Here is a 20,802-nt window from a genome sequence, read left to right as displayed (position 1 = left end):
ATATGATCGGGTGTCCCACTCCCCGCCACCGCCCCGACCGGTGCCGCCGCGCATGGACTCCCGAATCCTCGAAGCCTTCCACCCGGCGGTCGCCGCCTGGTTCCGCCGCAGCTTCACCGCACCCACCGCGGCGCAGGCGGCGGCGTGGCCGTCGATCCGCGCCGGCCAGCACACCCTGGTCGCCGCGCCGACCGGCTCGGGCAAGACGCTCACCGCCTTCCTCGCCGCCATCGACGAACTGGTGCGCGAGGGCGTGGCGCACGGCGGCACACTGGCCGACGCCACCACGGTGCTCTACGTGTCGCCGCTGAAAGCATTGTCGAACGACATCCATGTCAATCTGGAAGCGCCGCTGGAAGGCATCCGCGCCGAGCTGGAAAAGCTCGGCCTGCCCGACGTGGCGATCCGCACCGCCGTGCGCACCGGCGACACCCCGCAGGTCGAACGCAACCTGCTGCGCAAGCAGCCGCCGCACATCCTGGTGACCACGCCGGAGTCGCTGTACGTGCTGCTCGGCTCGGCCTCGGGCCGTTCCATGCTGGCGGGCGTGCACACGGTGATCGTCGACGAGATCCACGCCATCGCCGGCAGCAAGCGCGGTTCGCATCTGGCCTTGTCGCTGGAGCGGCTGGAGTCGCTGTGCCAGCGGCGCCTGCTGCGGATCGGCTTGTCGGCGACGCAGAAGCCCATAGAAAAAGTCGCCGACTTTCTGGTCGGCGCTCAACACTCCCTTCTCCCCGAGGGGGAGAAGGAAGATCCGTGCACCATCATCAACACGGGCCACACCCGCCCGCGCGACCTCGCCATCGAAGTCCCGCCGGTGCCGCTGGAAGCGGTGATGTCGAACGACAGCTGGGAGCTGGTCTACGACCGCCTCGCCCAGCTGGTGCAGGCGCACCGCACCACCCTGGTCTTCGTCAACACGCGGCGCATGGCCGAGCGCGCCGCGCGGCACCTGTCCGAACGGCTCGGCAAGGAGCACGTCGCCGCGCATCACGGCAGCCTGGCCAAGGAGCTGCGGCTGGATGCGGAGCAGCGGCTCAAGCGCGGCGAGCTGAAGGTGCTGGTGGCCACCGCGTCGCTGGAGCTGGGCATCGACATCGGCGAAGTCGACCTGGTCTGCCAGCTCGGCTCGCCGCGCTCGATCGCCGCGTTCCTGCAGCGCGCCGGCCGTTCCGGCCACAGCATCGACGGCACGCCGAAGGCGCGGCTGTTCCCGGCGACCCGCGACGACCTGATCGAATGCACCGCCCTGCTCGACTGCGTGCGCCGCGGCGAACTCGACGCGCTGGTGATGCCGCCGCAGCCGCTGGACGTGCTGGCCCAGCAGATCGTCGCCGAGGTCGCCTGCGCCGAGTGGGACGAGGACGCGCTGTACGCACTGGTGCGTCGCGCGTACCCGTACCGCGATCTCGCCCGCGCCGATTTCGACGCGGTGGTGCGCATGCTGGCCGAAGGCTTCACCACCCGCCAGGGCCCGCGCGCGGCGTACATCCATCGCGACGCGGTGAACCGCCAGTTGCGGCCGCGGCGCAGCGCGCGGCTGACCGCGCTGACCTCCGGCGGCACCATTCCCGACACCGCCGACTACAAGGTGGTGTTGGAACCGCAGGCGATCATCGTCGGCACGGTGAACGAGGATTTCGCGGTCGAGAGCATGGCCGGCGACATCTTCCAGCTCGGCAACGCCAGCTACCGCATCCAGCGCGTCGAGCGCGACCGGCTGCGCGTGGAGGACGCGCACGGCGCGCCGCCGAGCATTCCGTTCTGGCTGGGCGAGGCACCGGGGCGCAGCGACGAACTGTCGTTCGGCGTGTCGCGGCTGCGCGAGGAAATCTCCGCGCGGCTTGAACCCCTCTCCCCTTGGGAGAGGGGCAGGGGTGAGGGTACGGTTGTCGCCGAACATTCCGGCTCGCCCGAACCCTCTCCCCCAACCCCTCTCCCGACGGGAGAGGGGAGCAATACCCGAGCGCTCGAATGGCTCCGTGCGGAATTGGGCCTCCCCGACGCCGCCGCGCAGCAACTCGTCGACTACCTCGCCCGCGCGAAGGCCGCGCTCGGCGTCCTCCCCAGCCAGCACACGCTGGTGCTGGAGCGCTTCTTCGACGAATCCGGCGGCACCCAGCTGGTGATCCACACGCCGTGGGGCAGCCGCATCAACCGCGCCTGGGGGCTGGCGCTGCGCAAGCGCTTCTGCCGCCAGTTCAACTTCGAGCTGCAGGCGGCGGCGACCGAGGACGCAATCGTGCTGTCGCTGTCGACCAGCCACAGCTTTCCGCTGGAGGAAGTGGCGCACTATCTGCACTCGGCTACCGCCGAGCACGTGCTGGTGCAGGCCCTGCTCGACGCGCCGCTGTTCCCCGCGCGCTGGCGCTGGAATGCGGTGACCGCGCTGGCGCTGCCGCGCTTCACCGGTGGCAAGAAAACGCCGCCGCCGCTGCAGCGGATGAAGAGCGAGGACCTGCTCGCCGCGGTCTTCCCCGATCAGGTCGCCTGCCTGGAAAACATCGTGGGCGAGCGCGAGGTGCCGGATCACCCGCTGGTCAACCAGACCCTGCACGACTGCCTGCGCGAGGCGATGGACGTGGACGGCCTGCTGGCGATCCTGCGCCAGCTCGAAGCCGGCGAGATCGCCATCGTGGCGCGCGATCTCACCGCACCAAGCCCGCTTGCCGCCGAAGTATTGAACGCCGCGCCGTATGCGTTCCTCGACGACGCGCCGCTGGAAGAGCGCCGCACCCAGGCCGTGCAGAACCGTCGCTGGAACGCCGACAGCGCCGACGACCTGGGCCGGCTCGATCCCGACGCTATCGCCGCCGTACGCGAGGAAGCCTGGCCGCAGGTGCGCGACGCCGACGAGATGCACGAGGCGCTGACCTTGCTGGGTTTCGTCACCGCCGATGAAGTCGCCGCCAACCCCGACTGGAACGAGCGACTGCAGGCGCTGGCGAAGGCGAAGCGCGCCACCCGGCTCGGCGACGCATGGACGTCTGCCGAGCAGCTGCCGCTGTGGCAGGTACTGCATCCGGCCGCCCCGATGCAGCCGCCGATCGCCGCACCCGCCGAATACGCCGCGCAGCCCTGGACGCGCGAGGACGCGCTGCTGGAACTCGTGCGCCACCGCCTCGGCGGACTCGGCCCGGTCACCGTGAACGGCTTGGCGCAATCCCTCCACGTCGAGACCGGCGAAGTCGAGCAGGCGCTGCTGCGCCTGCAGTCCGAAGGCTACGTGATGCAGGGCCGCTTCACCGCCGATGCGAGCGACACCGAATGGTGCGAGCGGCATCTGCTGGCGCGCATCCACCGCTACACCATCGGCCGGCTGCGCCGCGAGATCGAGCCGGTCAGCCGGCGCGCGCTGATGCGCTTCCTGTTCGACTGGCAGCACGTGTCGGCGGGCACCCGCTTGAACGGCCCCGATGCGCTGGTCGCCACGCTGGCACAGCTGGAAGGTTACGAGGCCGCGGCCGGCGCGTGGGAAGCGGAGATCCTGCCAGCGCGCGTGGGCGATTACTCGATCAGCTGGCTGGACGAGCTGTGCCGTTCCGGCCGCATCGCCTGGAGCCGGCTGCGCAGCGGCGGCGGCGGTGGTGGCGGGCCGGTGCGCAGTACGCCGATCGTGCTGCTGCCCCGCCGGGAGATGGCCGTCTGGACGGCCGTCGCCGCGGGCGAGCCGCAGGACATCCTGCTGTCGTCGCGCGCCCAGGCCGTGGCCGAGGCGTTGCGCGAGCATGGTGCGCTGTTCTTCGACGAGTTGCTGGTGGACACCCGGCTGTTGCGGCCGGAGCTGGAAGACGCGCTGGGCGAGCTGGTGGCCGCCGGCCGGATCAGCGCGGACAGCTTCGCCGGTCTGCGCGCCCTGCTGCTGCCGGCGGCGAAACGCGACGGCACACGGCACCGGCGCATGCGCCGGCACGCATTTGGCGGGATCGAGGATGCGGGGCGCTGGGCACTGGCGCGCGGCCCGGCCACGGACGCCAAGGCCGGGCCCGAGGCGATTGAACATATTGCGCGTACCCTGCTGCGCCGCTACGGCGTGGTGTTCTGGAAACTGCTGGAACGCGAGGCGCCGTGGCTGCCGTCGTGGCGCGAGCTGCTGCGCGTGTACCACCGGCTTGAAGCTCGCGGCGAAATCCGCGGCGGCCGTTTCGTCGAGGGCCTGGTGGGCGAACAGTTCGCCCTGCCCGAGGCGATCGCGCCGCTGCGCGCAGTGCGCCAGCGTGCGGACGACGGCGAGCTGGTCAGCGTCAGCGGCAGCGATCCGCTGAACCTGGTCGGCACCGTGCTGGTCGGCGACAAGGTGCCGGCACTGGCCGGCTCGCGCGTGCTGTACCGCGACGGCATGCCGATCGCCGCGCTGGTCGGCGGCAAGCCGGTGGCGCTGATCGAGCTGTCCGCCGCCGAATGGCAACGCGCGCGTGCGGTATTGCTGCGCCACCCGTCGGCACCGGATGCCACGGTACGGCAGGCATCCTGATGGGCTGCCTGCCGGTGCTGCTGCTGTTTCCGCTGGGCGCGGGCGTGGGCTACCTGGTCGGTGGCGACGTCGGTGCGCTGTGGGGCGCCGGCCTCGGCGTGGTGCTGGGCCTGCTGTTGATGGGTCTGCTGATCCGGGCCATGCACCAACGCCGGTAGACACGACACCGCCCGTCGCTTTTGGGTGGAGAAGCCGGCGGGCGGTGCCCGCCCTGCGTCGTTCGCCGAATCACAGCTTGAGATAGATGCCCCGCCGATCCATCGCCCACACCACCAGCCACCAGAACGCCAGGAAAACCACGGCGAATGCCAGCGACGGCACATACGGCCCGAAGCGCGGCGTCATCGAGTCCGCAAACACCGTGCGGTACCACGCGGCCTGGCCCAGGGCGGGCAGCACGATCTGCATGACCTCCGAGCCGGCATAGGCGGCGATGGCGTTGACACCGAAGCGCCGCCCCAGCGGCGGCCAGCCACGGCGCTCGACCAGCCAGTGGAAGGCCAGCAGCGCCAGCGCGGCCCAGCCGGCCGTCCACAGCACGAACGAGGGCGTCCACAGGTTCTTGTTGAACGGCAGCACCAGCGACCACCCCGCACCGAGAGCCAGCGACAGCAGACCGCCCAGCCCCAGCGCCTTGAGCCGCCCGCGCCGCAACCAGCAGCCCGCGCGCAGGCCGAGCAAGGTGGTGGCCAGCGCCGGCAAGGTGCTGAGCAGGCCTTCCGGATCGTGCCCGCGACCGCTGAGCGGATCGATCGACCAGACGTAGTGGCCGAACACCGCGCTGTCGGTGCGGCTGGCGAGATTGGCCCACGGCGCCAGCGTGCCGCCGAGTTCGAGCAGCCCCCAGTAGCCGAGCAGCAGCAGGGCGATCGCGCACCATTGCGTGCGCGGCCGCGTGTGGATGGCGAACAGCGCCACCGCGGCAAAGCACACGCCGATCCGTTGCAGCACGCCGGGGATGCGCATGCCGCGATCCGGCAGCAGCCACGTCGCCAGCAGGTTGATGGCCAGGCCGAGCAGCACGATGCGCGCGGCCCGCCACATCGCCGCGCGGGTCAGCTCGGCGGCGGACGCACCCCGCTCCAGCCGCGACAGGATCGCCAGCGCCACCGACACGCCGACCACGAACAGGAAGAACGGAAAGACCAGGTCGGTCGGCGTGCAGCCGTTCCACTGCGCATGCTCCAGCGGCCAGTACACGTGGCCCCAGTCGCCCGGGTCGTTGACCAGCAGCATCGCGGCCACCGTGCAGCCGCGCAGCGCGTCGAGCGAGGCGAGGCGTGTGGACCGCGCGCTCATGCCACGCCGCCGCACCGTGCATGCGACGCGCTCATGGCGTGGCCTGCAGCGACACCTTCTCCAGCGCGTACAGCGCCCCGTCGATCGGCGCGGTGTAGATCAGGCACAGGCCGTGTTCGCCGCTTTGCGCAGGCAGCTTCGCGTCGAGCCTGAAACGCCGCGGGCTGTGCGCGGGATCGGGCAACGGCATCGACGCCAGCACCGGTCCGTCGCAGTGATCGGCATGCACCACCAGTTCGCCGAACGGCGTGGCGTGCGGGCGCGACACCACCAGCTTCTGCTCGTGCGCCAGCGCGAAGTTGCGCGGCAGGCGCACGGCGTCGACGTGGATCGCCGCGACGCCATCCATGCGCGTGGCGGGGAACAGCTGGCAGCTGTCGAACACGTTCACCGCATAGACCGGCTGGGTGCTGGGCGCATCGGGCGACGGCTGCACGCGCAGGCGGAAGTCGCTGCCGGGGCAGTTGGGCAAGGTGTTGCCCGCAAGGCTCAGCAACCCCGCGCGGCTGAGCACCCGTTCGCGCGGCGCAGCCAGCGCGCTGCCGTCGGCGGCGAAGCTGGCGGCGCGCACGGTCACCGGCAGGGTCACGTTGAACGGCGCCTCGTAGCGCGGCGAGACCGGGGTGGGCGCGCTGCCGTCGAGCGTGTAGCGGATCGCCCCGAACCCGGTCTGGCTGGCCAGCGTGACCGTGGCACGGCCGGTGGCCAGCGCCACGTTGCGATCGGTGGCGATCTCCACCGCGAAGGCGCCGTCGGCGTAGGAAATCTGCTGGGCGCGGTAACGCGCGAGCTGGCCGGGCAGGCGCGACAGGAAGTCGCTCCAGTCGCGGCGGGCGTCCGGCGACCAGGCGACTTCGGCCAGCGCATCCAGCCGCGGGAACGCCGCGTGCTCGACGTGGGCGAAACCGGGCATGTGCTCGGTCCAGAAATTGGCCTGGACGCCCAGCACGTGTTTCGCCTGGTGCGCGTCGAGCACGCCGGGAATGGCCTGGAAACCGTACACGTCCTGCAGCGATTCCACGCCGAGGCGGCCGGCGTACTCGTCGGCCAGCGCGCTCTGCACGTGGTCGAAATAGAGGTCCGGCGCGGGCGACATCACCACGTCGTGGCCCAGCAGCGCGGCCTTGATCGCGCCGTCGATGCCGCGCCAGGACATCACGGTGGCGTCGGCCGGCAGCTTGTCGCCTTCGAGGATCTCGTCCCAGCCGATCAGCTTGCGACCGTGCTGCTGCAGGTACTGGCCGATGCGGCCGATGAACCAGCCCTGCAGGGTGTTCTCGTCGCGGATGCCGAGCGCGCGCATCTTCGCCTGCACCGCGGGCGACGCCTGCCACTGGTCCTTGATCGCCTCGTCGCCGCCGACGTGGATGTAGGTCGACGGGAACAGCGCCATCACCTCGTCGAGCACGTTGTCGATGAAGGCGAAGGTGGCATCGTCCACGTTGTACAGATACGGGTTCACGCCCCAGTCGACGGACACCGCGGGACGCTTGCCGGTGACGCCGAGCTGCGGATACGAGGCCACCGCGGCCTGCGCGTGGCCGGGCATGTCCAGCTCCGGCACGATGGTGATGTGGCGGGCAGCGGCGTAGGCCACCACGTCGCGGATCTCGTCCTGGGTGTAGAAACCGCCGTAGCGCTGCGGCTCGCCATCCCTGCCGGCGTCCGGCGGCGTGCGCCACGCGCCGATCCTGGTCAGCTCGGGATAGCGCCTGATCTGGATGCGCCAGCCCTGGTCGTCGGTGAGATGCCAGTGCAGCACGTCGAGTTTGTGCTGGGCCATCTGGTCGAGCAGGGTTTTTACTTCGGCCACGCTCTGGAAATGCCGCACCGAATCGAGCATCACGCCGCGCCAGGCGAAGCGCGGCCAATCGCGGATGGACAGCGCCGGCACGACCACCGCGCCGCGCGCGGCATCGGGCGTGAGCAACTGGTACAGCGTGACCACGCCGTGGAACAGGCCGGCGTCGTCGCGCGCGCTGACGCGGATGCCGTGGGTGTCGACATCGAGCGCATAGCCGCCGGCCTGCGCCACCGGCGCCTGCGGGTCGCGCCGCAGCACGATGGCGCGTTTCGCGCCGCCGCCAGGCTGCAGCGTCAGGCCGCGCGTGCGCGAGAGCAGGTCGATCAGGTAGTGCGCGGCCTGCATGGTGGCCGGGTCATGGTCGGCCACCACGATGGCGGTGGCGGCGTCGACGCGGAAGCTGCCGTCGCCCGGCACGAGTTGCGCAGGCAGCGGGATCAGCGAGGGCGCCGCGGCCGTCGCGCTTGCCGGCGGCAGTGGCAGCAGCAGCATGAGCAACGCGAGCAGGCAATACAGGGTCGGCAGGCATCGACGGGTCATCCGCATTCTCCGGTGCGCGCTCGCATGGTGCCACGCAGGGCCACCATGCGACGCCAAAAAAAAGCGGGCCCGCCAACCAATGCCGGGGCCCGCACGGGGAGGGTGTCGGCGCGCCGTCCGTGGCGCGCCATGCCGCGGCGTTGCGTCAGAACTTGAAGCGGAGGTTCATGTAGTACTGGCGACCGTTGATGTAGGTCGAACGCGGCTGGATGCCGTAACCGTCGCCCTTGACGTAGTAGCGCAGCTTCGGGCTGTTGAGGTTGAGGCCGTCCAGCGACACCGACATCCAGTCGTTGATGCTGTAGCCCAGCGACGCGGACAGGTAGCCGGTGCCCTGCATGTAGAAGAAGCCGCCGCGGTCCGGGCCGGCGAAGTACGACGAGCGGTAGGTGTAGCTCACCCGCGCGTTGAACTTGTCGTTCTCGAAGAAGGCCGATGCGTTGGCGGTGTTCTTCGAGGTGCCCTGCAGGTCCTGCCCGTTGTCGGCGTTGCCGGTGGCGTAGGTGTAGTTGAGCGCCACGCCGAAGTTGTCGCCGATCGGCTGCTGGTAGTTCAACTCCACGCCGCGCACCTTGCCGTCGACGTTGCTGGGGATGTTCACCTGGTAGGCCGAGTAGACATCGTGCCCTGCCGCCGTGCTGGCCGGCATGTCCTTGTACAGGCGCGACTCGGAAGCGAAGGTGACGTAGTTCTGCAGCGACATCTGGTACACGCCGGCCGACAACAGGCCGCGCGGCGCGAAATACCACTCCAGGTCGGCGTCGAAGTTGGTCGAGATCAGCGGCTTCAGGTTCGGGTTGCCGCCGCTGCCGGTGTGGCCGGTGTCATCCAGCGACACCGTGCCGGCCAGTGCCGAGTAGTCCGGCCGGGTCAGCGTCTGCGACACCGCCACGCGCGCCAGCACGTCGTCGGTCAGGTTGAACTTCAGGTTGGCGCTGGGCAGGGCCTTGCTGTAGCTGGCGTTGTTGGTGTTCCAGTAGTAGCCGGCCGGGAAGAACGCCGAGCCGAGGATCGGGCCCTGCACTTCGGTCTCCTGCGGCGAGGTGCTGGTGTAGTTCACCGCCTGCTTGGTGTGCACGTAGCGCACGCCCACGTTGCCGCTCCAGCGGTCGCCGATGAAGTTGGCCTGCAGGTAGATCGCGCCGTCCTTCTCGTTCACCTTGTAGATGTCGTTCGGGTACAGCCGCTCCGGCCCGCGGTTGGCGTACTTCGAGTCGTAGGCGGCCAAGTCGGCCTGCGAGTAGTACCAGATGTTGGTCGGGAACGAGCCGCCCAGCGAGCTGCCGAAATCACCCGGGTAATGGCCGAAGCTGGCGGGGAAGTTGGCCGGGTTGCTCCAGTCGCCGCCGTTCGGGCCTTGCGCGAACGCATACGGGTTTTCGCGCGTGTGGTCGGCGTAGCGCACGCCGAACTGCAGCGAGGCCAGCGTGCTGTCGTCGAAATCCAGCTCGCCGTCGATCTTGCCCCAGTTCTCCTTGTCCTCGACGTTGATGCCGCCTTCGCCGAAGATCCAGTTGGCGCTGACGCCCGAGGCCGCCGGCGAGCTGTTGTCCGGCCCCAGCGACCAGTTGACCGGCTTGCCGGTGCCGCGGAAATCCCATGCGGCGCCGGTGCCCGGCGCGGTGTTCAGTTCCAGCACGTCCTGCTTCGGGCTGGAGCCTTCGCCCTTGGTGGTGCCGAGCTGGGCCGAGAAGCTCAGGCGGTCGGTCGCGCGCCAGTCGACGTCGGCGGTGAAGAAGCGGGTCGAGGCGGAGGCCTCGCGCGAGATCTGGTCGTAGATGCCGTAGTTCGTCGCGTCGTTGCTGGGCGAGAAGACGGCATTCGTCAACGTGTTGTTGGCCACGACGTAGCCGGGCTGGAGGTTGGTGGCGCCGTGCACGAAGTGGGTGGCCCACATCATGTAGTTGCGGTTGAAGTTGTTGGCCTTGAGCTTGCTGTAGAAGCCGTTCAGGTTGACCGTCACGTTGTCGGTCGGCTTGAACTGCACGTCCACCGACCCGCCGGTGCGCTTGCGCTTCTGGGTGAACAGCACGTTGCCGATCAGGCTGGGGAAGTAGACGCCGTTCAGATCCGGGTGCGCGGCGACGATGGCGTCGGTGCTCTTGAGCTGCTCCAGGCCGAGCACTTCCTGGCCGTTGCGCTGCAGGCTGCGCTCCTCGTAGAACGCCTGCGCCATCACGCCGAAGGTGCCGGCGTCGTTCTTCCAGTTGAACAGGCCGCTGAACTGCGGCTTGGTGGTGCCGGGCAGGTCGGAGTAGACGCCGCCGACGGACGCGTGCACGGTCACCGGCTTGTCGAACTGCAGTGGCTTGCGGGTGATGATGTTGACCGTGCCGGCCGCGCCGCCCTCGACCAGGCGCGCCTCGGAGGTCTTGTTCACCACCACCTCGCTGACGATTTCCGCCGGCAGCAGGCTGTAGCTGACGCTGCGGCCCACGGTGGCGGTCTGGTTGAGCACGAACCAGTCGCCCGTGCCGATGTTGTGGCCGTCGACCAGGGTCTGGGTCATGCTGGGCGCGGTGCCGCGCAGGCTGACGCGGTCGTTCTCGTCGAAGCCGCCTTCGCCCGCGCTGGAGGTGCCGACGCTGACGCCGGGCAGTCGCTGCAGCGTGTCGGCCACGTTCTTGGCCGGCAGCTTGCCGATGTCCTCGGCGGTGACCACTTCCACGTGCGCATCGGCGGCCTTCTTCAACGCCAGCGATTCGGCCTCGCTGTCGCGGATGCCGGTGACGGTTACCGTGGCCAGTTCCTTGACGTTGGTCTTCTTCGGCTGGTTGGCGTCGGCCGCGGCCGTGCTGTCCTGCGCAAACAACGCACCGGAGACGCACAGACCGGTGATGATGCTGGCGGCGAGCAATGTCTTGCGATGGTTCATGGTGTTCCTCCCCTCAAGAGGCTGGATCGAATCAGGACCGGCGTGGATGCGGTCGCGGACTGTGGGTGACGCGTGGTGGCGGTGGACAGCGGACAACGACGGTGGGCGTGGCGCCGTGCTGCGGGATCGGGCTCATCTCAAGCTCCTTGCCTGGGGTTGCGCCCTTCATCCAGAAACCAGCCTGCGGCGCCGATGACACCAAGCTGGCCGTGCTCAATCAGTCGAACCGGAACCTGTTGCAGCCAGGCGCGCATGACGCCCTTGTTCAAATAGCGCTCGGCAAACGTGCTCGCCAGCAGGAAATCGTGGATGCGCGGCAGGATGCCGCCGGCCAGGTAGATCGCGCGGGCGCCGTAGAGCAGGCCGAGATCACCGACGAAGCTGCCGAGCAGGCCGCAGAAAATCTCCAGCACTTCGCGGGCGACCGGGTCGCGGCCTTCCAGCGCCGCGGCGGTGACTTCGGCCGGCGTGCTCCAGCGCGGCGCGCGGCCGTGCAGTTCGGCCAGCGCGCGGTAGAGCTTGAGCAGGCCCGGCCCGGACAGCGCATCCTCGAACGAGACGTGGCTGCGCTCGCGACGCAGCAGGCGCAGGATCTCGATCTCGCGCTCGGTGCCCGGCGCCAGCGAGATCTGTCCCGCCTCGGTGGCCAGCACGCGGGCGCGCGGCGAGCCCGGCAACAGCACCGCCGAACCCAGCCCGGTGCCCGGACCCATCACCAGCACCGGCCCCGGCGGCGGTGCGGGCGCCTCGATGATGCAGCGGGTATCGGCCGCGTCGAGGAACTGGGTGGCATAGGCCACCGCCTCGAAGTCGTTGATGACGGCCAACTGCCGGATGCCCAGCGCGTCGCGGATCGCGCGGATCGACACCGGCCAGGCCAGGTTGCCGTTGACGATCGCGTCGTCCAGCACGTAACCGGCGCAGGCCACCGCGCATTCGCGGATGCCGGCGGCCGCGGCCGCATGCGGCGTGTGTGCCAGTTGTGCGACGAAGTCGCGCAGCATCGCGGCGAGGTCGGGCCACTCGGCGCAGGCGTAGCGGCGGAAGTGCAGCACGCTGACCGGGCCGTGCGCATCGCCGCAGCCGCTGACCAGGCCGACCCGCGCATGCGTGCCGCCGACATCGGCAGCGAGGAACGGCTGCGCCGCCTCGCCGTCCGACGCCGCAGATACCCGCTCCGACGACGCCGCAGCGACCGGCACGGTGGTCGACGGCGACACGGCATGGCGCTGGTTGGCGACTTCCCCCACGGACGATCTCCCGAAACTCCGCTGCGATCCCGACGCGTGCGCCGGTCACTCGGCACGGCCGCACGCCGGCCTGATGGAGGGCGAGTCTGTGGTCAAGATGACAACGTTGTCAACTGTGATCGCCGTCCAATTTCGCGACGCGGCTGCGGCGTCGCAGCAAAGCTGTCATGGCAACCTGCGAGGTTGCTTCAAGTGTGCGCTTGGAGGCTTTGTGCAAGCCATATTCGTGGCCGCCTGGCGGTCCGGACCACCTGTTGCACTGCCGCAACGACACGATCCGAACGGCGGCGGATGCGCTCGACCATCCGCCGCCGCGATGTCCCGTCGCCGGCGTCGATTGACAACGTTGCACTTTTTGCGGAATAAGGAGACATTCCTGTCAGCACGGCCAGCCGGCCGCAGCGACACGGCACCCGGGGAGATCCACGACCATGAGCACCACACTGGCGGCCGCGCCGTCCCGGCAGCAGCAACTCGGGCCGATGCTGATCATCGGCCTGCTGTTTTTCATCTTCGGCTTCGTGACCTGGCTCAACGGTCCGCTGATCACCTTCGTCAAGCTGGCGTTCCAGGTCGAGGACGCCTATGCGTTCCTGGTGCCGTTCGCGTTCTACATTTCCTACCTGGTGTTCTCGCTGCCCGCCTCGATGATCCTGCGCCGCACCGGCATGAAGAAAGGCATGGCGCTGGGCCTGTTCGTGATGGCGGTCGGCGCCGTGCTGTTCGGCCAGTTCGTCAGCCTGCGCGTGTTCGCCGGCGCGCTGACCGGGCTGTTCGTGATCGGTGCCGGGCTGTCCTTGCTGCAGACCGCATCGAACCCGTACATCAGCATCCTTGGCCCGATCGACAGCGCCGCGCAGCGCATCGCGTTCATGGGCATCTGCAACAAGGTGGCCGGCGTGCTGGCCCCGTTCGTGTTCGGCGCGCTGGTGCTCAGCGGCATCGGCAGCTTCGGCGAGCAGGTTGCCGCGGCGCCCACCGTCGAGGCGCGCGAGGCGCTGCTCAACGCCTTCGCCGGCAAGGTGCACACGCCGTACATGGTGATGGCCGGCCTGCTGGTGGTGCTGGCGATCTGGATCGCGCGTTCGTCGCTGCCGGAGATCACGCCGGAAGGCGCCAACAGCGAGCGCGCGATCGGCCACGGGCACGGCAGCATCTTCAGCTTCCCGCACCTGTGGCTGGGCGTGCTGTGCCTGTTCCTCTACGTCGGCGTGGAGGTGATGGCCGGCGACGCGATCGGCACCTACGGCGCCGGCTTCCACCTGCCGCTGGACCGCACCAAGGTCTTCACCGCATTCACCCTGAGCGGCATGCTGGCCGGCTACCTGGTCGGCCTGGTGCTGATCCCGCGCTACATCTCGCAGCAGCGTTACCTCGCGGTATCGGCGGTGCTCGGCGTGCTGTTCTCGATCGGCGCCTACCTCACGAACGGCTACGTCTCGGTCGGCTTCGTCGCCGCGCTGGGCTTCGCCAACGCGATGATGTGGCCGGCGATCTTTCCGCTGGCGATCAAGGGCCTGGGCGATCTCACCGAGCGCGGTTCGGCGCTGCTGATCATGGCGATCGCCGGCGGCGCGGTGGTGCCGCAGCTGTTCGTGCACCTGAAGCAGCACATCGACTTCCAGCTCGCCTTCACCGTGCTGATGGTGCCGTGCTACCTGTACATCCTGTACTTCGGACTGGCCGGCCACCGCGTGGGCCAGCGGCGCGCGGCACCGTGATCGCGCCGTTCGCCAGTCCCGGGGCCATACGCTAGGATGCACACGCCGCCGCACACCGGCTGTGCGGCGGTGTCGGCACATGGCGCTGCCGGCGCCCCACTCACGATGCACGAGGTCCAGCGGTGCGCAGCGCCACCATCAAGGATGTCGCGGAACGGGCAGGCGTCTCGCTGAAGACGGTGTCGCGCGTCATCAACAACGAGCCCTCGGTGCATGCGCGCACGCGCGAGCGGGTGCAGCAGGCGATCGACGCGCTCGGCTACCAGCCCGACCCCACCGCGCGCAGCCTGCGCAGCACGCGTGCCTATGCGATCGGCCTGGTCTACGACAACCCGAACGCGCACTACATCATCAACCTGCAGCGCGGCGTGCTGTCGGTGTGCCGCTCCAGCGGCTTCGGCCTGCAGATCCATCCCTGCGATTCCTCCTCGCCGACGCTGGCCGAGGAGCTGTGCACGCTGGTGCGCCGCTCGCACCTGGCCGGGCTGGTGCTGGCGCCGCCGATGTCCGAGCAGCCCGCCCTGATCCAGGCGTTGAGCGACGCCGGGATTCCGTTCATCCGCATCATCTCCGCGCGCAAGGACCCGCAGGATGGCTACCCCTGCGTCTACGTGGACGACCGTGACGCGGCTTATGCGATCACCGAACACCTGATCCAGCTCGGCCACCAGCGCATCGGCTTCCTGTGGGGCGGGCGCGAGCACCGCTCCAGCCCGGAGCGCTACCAGGGCTACGAGGATGCGCTGAAGGATTACGGCATCGCGCTCGACCGCAAGCTGATCCTGCCCGGCGATTTCACCTTCGACGACGGTTTCCGCGGCGCGCGCAAGCTGCTGGCGCTGAAGGACCGGCCCACCGCGATCTTCGGCTCCAACGACGAGATCGCCGCCGGCGTGCTGGCCGCGGCGCACTCGGACGGCATCAACGTGCCGTACGAGCTCTCCATCGCCGGCTTCGAGGACAGCCCGTTCTCCAAGCAGTCCTGGCCGGCATTGACCACCGCCCGCCAGGCCACCGAGGAGATCGCCCGCCACGCCGCGCAACGCCTGATCGGCGACCTGCAGCGCGCCGCCCACGGCGAGCCGGCGCAAGGCACCAACGAGGGCTTCAGCCCGGAACTGGTCGTGCGCGGTTCCACCGCGCCGCGGCACACCACCTCACGGCGCTGAACAGCCGGCCATCGCCCCCCAGGGCGGGCGATTACTTCACGTTGTCGGTCTGCTCGATGAAGCGGGCGACGTTGTCGTGCAGCAGCTTCAGCGACGGCGCGTGCGCGTACACCATGTGGCCGGACGGATACCACGCGTAGCTGATGTTGGCTTCGAGGCTGGCCGGGATCGGCAGGTGGTGCATCTCGTAGTCGGCGGCGAAGTAGGGCGTGGCCAGATCGTAGTAGCCGCCGTTGAGGTAGACCTTGAGACCCGGATTGGTCTTCATCGCCATCGCCAGGTCCGGCATCACGTTGGTCGAGGACTGCAGCGCCTCGCCCTGGACGCCCGGCGCCTTGTGCGAAAAGTCCCAATGGTCGATGTCGGCAAACAGCCGGTACTGCCGGCCCTGGCCGAACTTCAGCTCGCGCCGCACGTAGTCGTTGAACGCGGACACGTAGGCCGAGCTGATCGCCGAGGATTGCGGGTCGTATTCGGAAGCCTTGCCCAGCGGATCGATCGTCGGGCCGGAGAAGCGCGTGTCGAGCCGGCCGGTGGTGGTGTCGTCGCCGGCCTGGAGCTCGTGCTCGAACATGCCGCCGCTGACGCGCAGGTTCGCCTTCAGCAGGTACGCCACCGGCAGCCCGGTGTACTGGTGCAGTTTCTCCGCCACCGCCTGCTTGCGCGCCTCGGGCAGCCGCGAGCCGGCCATCAGCGCCTGCGCGTACTCGCCCAGCGCGTACTGCTCCACCTCGCGCAGGAACGGCTCCAGCGCGGCCGGCTGCTGCGGCAACTTGTGGTGGTAGAACGCGGTGGCGGCGAAGGTCGGCAACGCCAGCTCATACGGCAGGTCGACGCCCGGATTGAACTCCGGCCCGTCGATGCTGGTGTCGAAATTGAGGATCTGCGAGAGCAGGATCACGCCGTTCAAGTCGACGCTGTCCTCGTTCTCCAGGATGTTGGCCAGCACCGCCGAGCGGGTGGTGCCGTAGCTTTCGCCGAACAGGTACTTCGGCGAGTTCCAGCGGTCGTACTTCGACAGGAAGCGGGTGATGAACTGGGCAAAGGCATGCGCGTCGCCGTCGACGCCGTAGATCGCCTTGCGCCGGTCCTTCATCTGCTCCTCGCGCTTGGCCTTGTCCTCGTCGTTCGCGATCAGCCGGCTGAAGCCGGCGCCGGGCGCATCGATGAACACCACGTCGGAGGCATCGAGCAGGCTGTAGTCGTTGTTGACCAGCTGGTACGGCGCCGCCGGCGTGTGCGTGTCGTCGCTGGTGACCACCCGCCTGGGCCCGAACGCGCCCATGTGCAGCCACACCGTGGCCGAGCCGGGACCGCCGTTGTAGATGAAGGTGACCGGCCGCTTGCCGGCATCGACGCCCTTCTTGAAATAGGCGACGTAGAACATGCTGACCTGCGGCTCGTCCTCCTTGTCGCCGCTGCCGTGCAGCACCAGCGTGCCGGCCACCGCCTTGTAGTCGACCCGCTTGCCCTCGACCGACACCGACCCCTCGCTGGTCGAGGACTGCGGCTGCACCAGCGCCGCGTCGGGCTTCGACTCGGGGGGCGCCTTGTCGTCCTTCTTGTCCGTGCCGGCAAAAGCCGTCGAGGTGAGCAGCAGCGCGGCAAGCACCGCGGCGAGGGGAAGTTTGCGCATGGGCTGGCATCCGGCAGGCGAAGCGCCGAGCTTAGGCTCCGCCCCGGCCGGCCTTCATCCGCCAGAAGTCATTGCGCAGGAACTTGCGTGGCTGCAAAAGCCGCGGCCACGGACTGGCCGAAGGCAGCGGAAAGCCCCGCGATCTATGCCAGAATGCCGCCGCGGAACGGGCAGGGACGACGCGCTTTCGCGACTCGGCGCACGCCCATGGTCCAGCGGGGATTCTGGCGAGAGATCAGGCGCCGCCACGTGTATCGCGTGGCGGCTGCGTATGCCATTGTCGGCTGGCTGCTGATCCAGGTGGCGACGCAGGTGCTGCCGGTGTTCCACCTGCCGGACTGGATCGATCAGGCGGTGGTATTGCTGATCCTGCTCGGCTTCCCGATCGCGCTGGTGCTGGCATGGGCATTCGATGCCACGCCCCGAGGTATCGTGCGCACGGACGGCACCATCGGCACCGATTCGATGGCGCCCTCACCGGCGCACCACGCCGGCGTCGCGGTCGGCCTGATCGGCGTGCTGGTCGCTGCCATCGCGGGACTTGGCTGGTGGCATTTCCAGCACGACGCCAGGCAGCCGATGCAGGGTGTCGCGGCAGCATCCACGTCGACGGTTCGCGCCAACCCGCCGACGGCCGGGCCATCCGCGAGCGCATCACTCGCGCCAACACTGCCCGCCAAGTCCATCGCGGTGCTGCCGTTCGTCAACATGAGCGGCGATCCGGAGAACGACTACTTCAGCGACGGCATCACCAAGGAAATCCTGGACGCGCTGGCGCAGTTGCCGCACCTGAAGGTCGCCGCGCGCACGTCCGCTTTTGCGTTCAAGGGCAAGGCCGAGGACTTGCGCAAGGTCGGCGACGTGCTGGACGTCGCCACCGTGCTGGAAGGCAGCGTGCAGAAGTCCGGCGACGAGGTGCGCATCACCGCGCAGCTGATCGACACGCGCAGCGGCTACCACCTGTGGTCGGAGAAATACGATCGCAAGTTGACCAGCATCTTTGCCGTCGAGGATGAAATCTCCAAGGCGATTGCCGACAAGCTGAAGGTGCAGTTGGCGGGCGGGAGCGGCCAGTCGCTGGTTCCGCAAAAAACCGGTGATCCGCGCGCACACGATGCCTATCTGCGCGGGCTCACCTTGCTGGCCGCACGTTCGGTGGGGGAAGCCGTTGATGCGTTCCGGCAGGCCGTGGCGATTGACCCGGATTACGCGCAAGCCTGGGCATCGCTGGCCGAAGCGCATGCGTTACTGCCGGCATACATGCCGGTGTCGATGCAGACCGCCGATGTCGATTCGCTGGCCGCCGCGCAACATGCGCTTGCGCTGAATCCCGATGTGGCGTTGGCGTATGTCGCGCAGGGCATCGTCTACACCAACCAGATGCATTGGGCCGAGGCCGATCGCGTGTTCCGTCGCGCGCTGGCGCTGGCGCCGGGTGACGCCGAGGCGATGGATCAATACGCGCAGTTCCTGTACGCAGCCGGGCAGCTCGTACCCGCCCTGGCCGAGATCGAGCGCGCGCTGCAGCGCGATCCGCTTTCCGGCGTCAGTGGCGCGGTGCGCGCGCAGCTCCTGTTCGCGTTGCATCGCAACGATGAGGCCTTGAAGCAGATCGAGGGCACCCTGGCCGCGCATCCCAATGGCGTGCTGGAACATCGCATCGCGGTGTGGGTGTATCTGTCCTCGCATCGTTACCCCGAAGCGGAACGGCAGATGCGCCTGTCGAGCCCGCGTCATTCCGATGTCAGTGCGCTGCTGGTACGCGGCATCGCCGATCCGCATTTGCGTGCGAGCGCGGTCGAGTCCCTGGAGACTTCCCCTGCACTGGACAACCTTCGCCATGACGCCATCGTGCATGCCGTGTTCCTCGTCGCGCTTGGCCAGAATGAGCGCGCCCTGGCCATGCTCGACGAATTCGCGCTGAACGGCGACAGCACGACGCCGCAACTGTTGTGGTATCCGGCGTTCGATCCGATCCGCGACGATCCTCGTTTCAAGGCGATGCTCAGGAAGATCGACCTGCCCTACGCCCCATGGAAATCCGCCACGCCATGAGCGCCCGGTCGTCGCTATTCGCCGAACTCAAGCGCCGCAACGTATGGCGCGCGGCCATGCTCTACGCGGGCACGGTGTGGGCGTTCGGGCAGGGCCTGTCGCAGTTCAGCCCGGCGGTCGGATTGCCGGACTGGGCGACGCGCTGGTTCCTGATTGCGGCGGTCATCGGGTTCCCGTTCTGGATCGCGTTCGCGTGGTTCTATGAATTCACGCCTGAAGGCCTGAAGCGCGAGAGCGAGATCGCGACGGGCGATTCCATCGCGCACGCCACTGGCCGCAAGCTGGACAAGTGGATCATCGGCGTGCTGCTGGTCGCGGTCGTGCTGCTGCTGACAAATACGTTTGTATGGCGCAAGGGCGCGGGATTGGGCGACGGTCCGGGGCCCATCGTTCCGGCAAAATCCATCGCCGTGCTGCCGTTCGAGGATTTGAGTCCCGCCCACGATCACGGCTATTTCTCCGCCGGCATGGCCGAGGAACTGTTGAATGCGCTGGCGCGCGTGCAGGATCTGCGCGTCGCCGGGCGCGCCTCCTCGTTCTATTACGGCGACCACAATGCCGACCTGCGCACGATCGGCAAGGCGCTGGATGTGGCCAACGTGCTGGAAGGTTCGGTGCGCACGCAGGGCCAGGCGGTGCGGATCAGCGTGCAACTGATCCGCACCCGCGACGGTTTCGAGGCATGGTCGCAGAGTTACGACGGCAACCTGGACAACATCTTCGACCTGCAGGAGCGGATCGCCCGGGCGATCACCGAGCACCTGAAAGTGGTGCTGGGCGATGTCGGCAACACGCGGCTGGTGCCGGTGGCCACCCGCAGCGCGGACGCGTACGCGGATTTCATCACCGCGCAGGAACTGGTGAATCGCCGCGTGGGCGACAGCCTGCCGCGCGCGATTGTCTTGTTGCAGCAGGCGACGACACTTGATCCGGGCTTCGCGCGCGCCTGGTCCAAGCTCGCCGTGGCCAACGCGGTGCTGCCGCAATATGTGGCCGGTGACTGGAACGCGAGCTGGAAGACATCCGACGATGCCGCCCATCGTGCATTGGCGCTCGATCCGGGCGACGCGGAAGCCTATGCCGCGCTCAGCTACAACCAGTTTTCGCAGCGCCACTACACGGCCATGGTGGAGCCGATGCAGCGGGCGCTGAAGCTGGCGCCGGAGAACTCCGCGGTCAACTACTGGGCCGCCAACGAGTTCGCCGCGATGGGCCGCACCCGCACCGCAGAGGCGCGCATCGATGCGGCGCTCGTCGACGATCCGGCCAATCCCCTGCTGCTGTTCTACAAGAGCATGCTGCGCTGGCGCGAAGGCGATCAGGCTGGCGCGCTGGCCTACGTCCATCGCGCCGGCGTGGCGGATTCGGCGTTCGGCGCGTTGATGCTGGAGTTCTACGATGCCGCGCACGGCGACGTGCAGGCTTCCGCGCGGGACTTCGCAAGCTCCACCAGCGAGATGGGCACGAAGATTTCCCGCGCGGATTTGCAGGAGATCTACCGCGGCACCTACGGCGATGCCGCACAACGCCAGGCCGCATTGCAGATCGTCGCCACGCACGCCGATGACAATTGGGCGCCAACCATGCTGCTGCAACTCGGCGCACCGGCGCGTTCATTCGATCTGTATGAGCACGGCCACAGCGGCCTGTCCGATGCCTACCTGAACTGGCTGTGGCAGCCGGAACCGTGGTCGCGGAAGGCGCGCCGCGATCCCGCCTTCCAGGGCTTTGCGCAACGCCTCGGCATGCTCGCGTACTGGAAGCAGTACGGCTGGCCGGACCTGTGCAAGCCCACGCCGGCCCCCGGTGCGCAGGCTTTTGTTTGCTCATGAACCCGGCCGCCCGGCTTTGTGACCGATAGCGCCAGCTCACGCCGGCGCAGCGTGGAGTTTTTCAACCGGCAAGGGGAACGACATGCGAATCGAAGGCAGGAAGTGGACGACGCTCATCACCACAGCTCTTCTGTGCCAGGTGTT

General features: G+C 68.7%; 11 protein-coding genes. 6 read left to right on the top strand and 5 right to left on the bottom strand.

The window, feature by feature from the left end; translation table 11 throughout:
* Nucleotides 1–52 precede the first annotated feature (52 nt).
* Together ACVCMB_RS12925 and ACVCMB_RS12920 are read left to right on the top strand one after the other, a co-directional pair.
* The gene (locus tag ACVCMB_RS12925) at nt 53–4,477 is read left to right on the top strand and encodes a DEAD/DEAH box helicase (protein WP_447105309.1); all 4,425 of its coding nucleotides are present in this window, start codon (nt 53–55) and stop codon (nt 4,475–4,477) included.
* Nucleotides 4,477–4,635, top strand: coding sequence for a hypothetical protein (locus ACVCMB_RS12920; RefSeq protein ID WP_447105308.1), 159 nt, complete (start codon nt 4,477–4,479; stop codon nt 4,633–4,635). Before ACVCMB_RS12925 ends, ACVCMB_RS12920 begins: the two co-directional genes overlap by 1 nt.
* Nucleotides 4,636–4,705: 70 nt before the next feature.
* On the opposite strand, the gene ACVCMB_RS12915 is transcribed toward ACVCMB_RS12920, so the two are convergent.
* The 4 genes from ACVCMB_RS12915 to glk form a co-directional block, all read right to left on the bottom strand.
* The gene (locus ACVCMB_RS12915) at nt 4,706–5,776 is read right to left on the bottom strand and encodes an acyltransferase family protein (RefSeq protein WP_447105307.1); all 1,071 of its coding nucleotides are present in this window, start codon (nt 5,774–5,776) and stop codon (nt 4,706–4,708) included.
* Nucleotides 5,777–5,807: 31 nt separating this feature from the next.
* Nucleotides 5,808–8,120, bottom strand: coding sequence for a beta-N-acetylhexosaminidase (locus ACVCMB_RS12910; protein WP_447105306.1), 2,313 nt, complete (start codon nt 8,118–8,120; stop codon nt 5,808–5,810).
* Between the two features lie 145 nt (nt 8,121–8,265).
* Nucleotides 8,266–10,995 (bottom strand): TonB-dependent receptor, encoded by a 2,730-nt coding sequence (locus ACVCMB_RS12905; RefSeq protein WP_447105305.1) that lies wholly within the window; start codon nt 10,993–10,995, stop codon nt 8,266–8,268.
* A 137-nt stretch (nt 10,996–11,132) separates the two neighbouring features.
* Nucleotides 11,133–12,245 carry a glucokinase gene (glk, locus tag ACVCMB_RS12900; protein ID WP_447097583.1) on the bottom strand — a complete coding sequence of 371 codons (1,113 nt, stop codon included), beginning with the start codon at nt 12,243–12,245 and terminating at the stop codon, nt 11,133–11,135.
* A gap of 431 nt (nt 12,246–12,676) precedes the next feature.
* Here glk and ACVCMB_RS12895 point away from each other — a divergent pair, with 431 nt between their 5' ends.
* Both ACVCMB_RS12895 and ACVCMB_RS12890 read left to right on the top strand, forming a co-directional pair.
* A complete protein-coding gene (locus tag ACVCMB_RS12895; protein ID WP_447097584.1) occupies nt 12,677–13,966 on the top strand; it encodes a sugar MFS transporter in 1,290 nt (429 codons plus the stop codon).
* A 122-nt stretch (nt 13,967–14,088) separates the two neighbouring features.
* On the top strand, nt 14,089–15,135 hold the full coding sequence (locus ACVCMB_RS12890; protein WP_395120906.1) for a LacI family DNA-binding transcriptional regulator: 1,047 nt from the start codon (nt 14,089–14,091) through the stop codon (nt 15,133–15,135).
* Between the two features lie 31 nt (nt 15,136–15,166).
* On the opposite strand, the gene ACVCMB_RS12885 is transcribed toward ACVCMB_RS12890, so the two are convergent.
* A complete protein-coding gene (locus ACVCMB_RS12885; protein WP_447101221.1) occupies nt 15,167–16,771 on the bottom strand; it encodes a S10 family peptidase in 1,605 nt (534 codons plus the stop codon).
* Nucleotides 16,772–17,029: 258 nt separating this feature from the next.
* Between ACVCMB_RS12885 and ACVCMB_RS12880 the strand changes: the two genes are divergently transcribed.
* Nucleotides 17,030–18,826, top strand: coding sequence for a tetratricopeptide repeat protein (locus ACVCMB_RS12880; protein ID WP_447107143.1), 1,797 nt, complete (start codon nt 17,030–17,032; stop codon nt 18,824–18,826).
* A complete protein-coding gene (locus tag ACVCMB_RS12875) occupies nt 18,823–20,658 on the top strand; it encodes a tetratricopeptide repeat protein (protein ID WP_447107142.1) in 1,836 nt (611 codons plus the stop codon). The genes ACVCMB_RS12880 and ACVCMB_RS12875 overlap by 4 nt, the downstream gene beginning before the upstream one ends.
* Nucleotides 20,659–20,802 lie beyond the last annotated feature (144 nt).

It is taken from the genome of Rhodanobacter sp. UC4443_H10 (genome assembly GCF_052978325.1).
The sequence above is the reverse complement of the archived record's forward strand: the minus strand, read 5'-3'. Positions and strand labels throughout refer to the sequence as shown.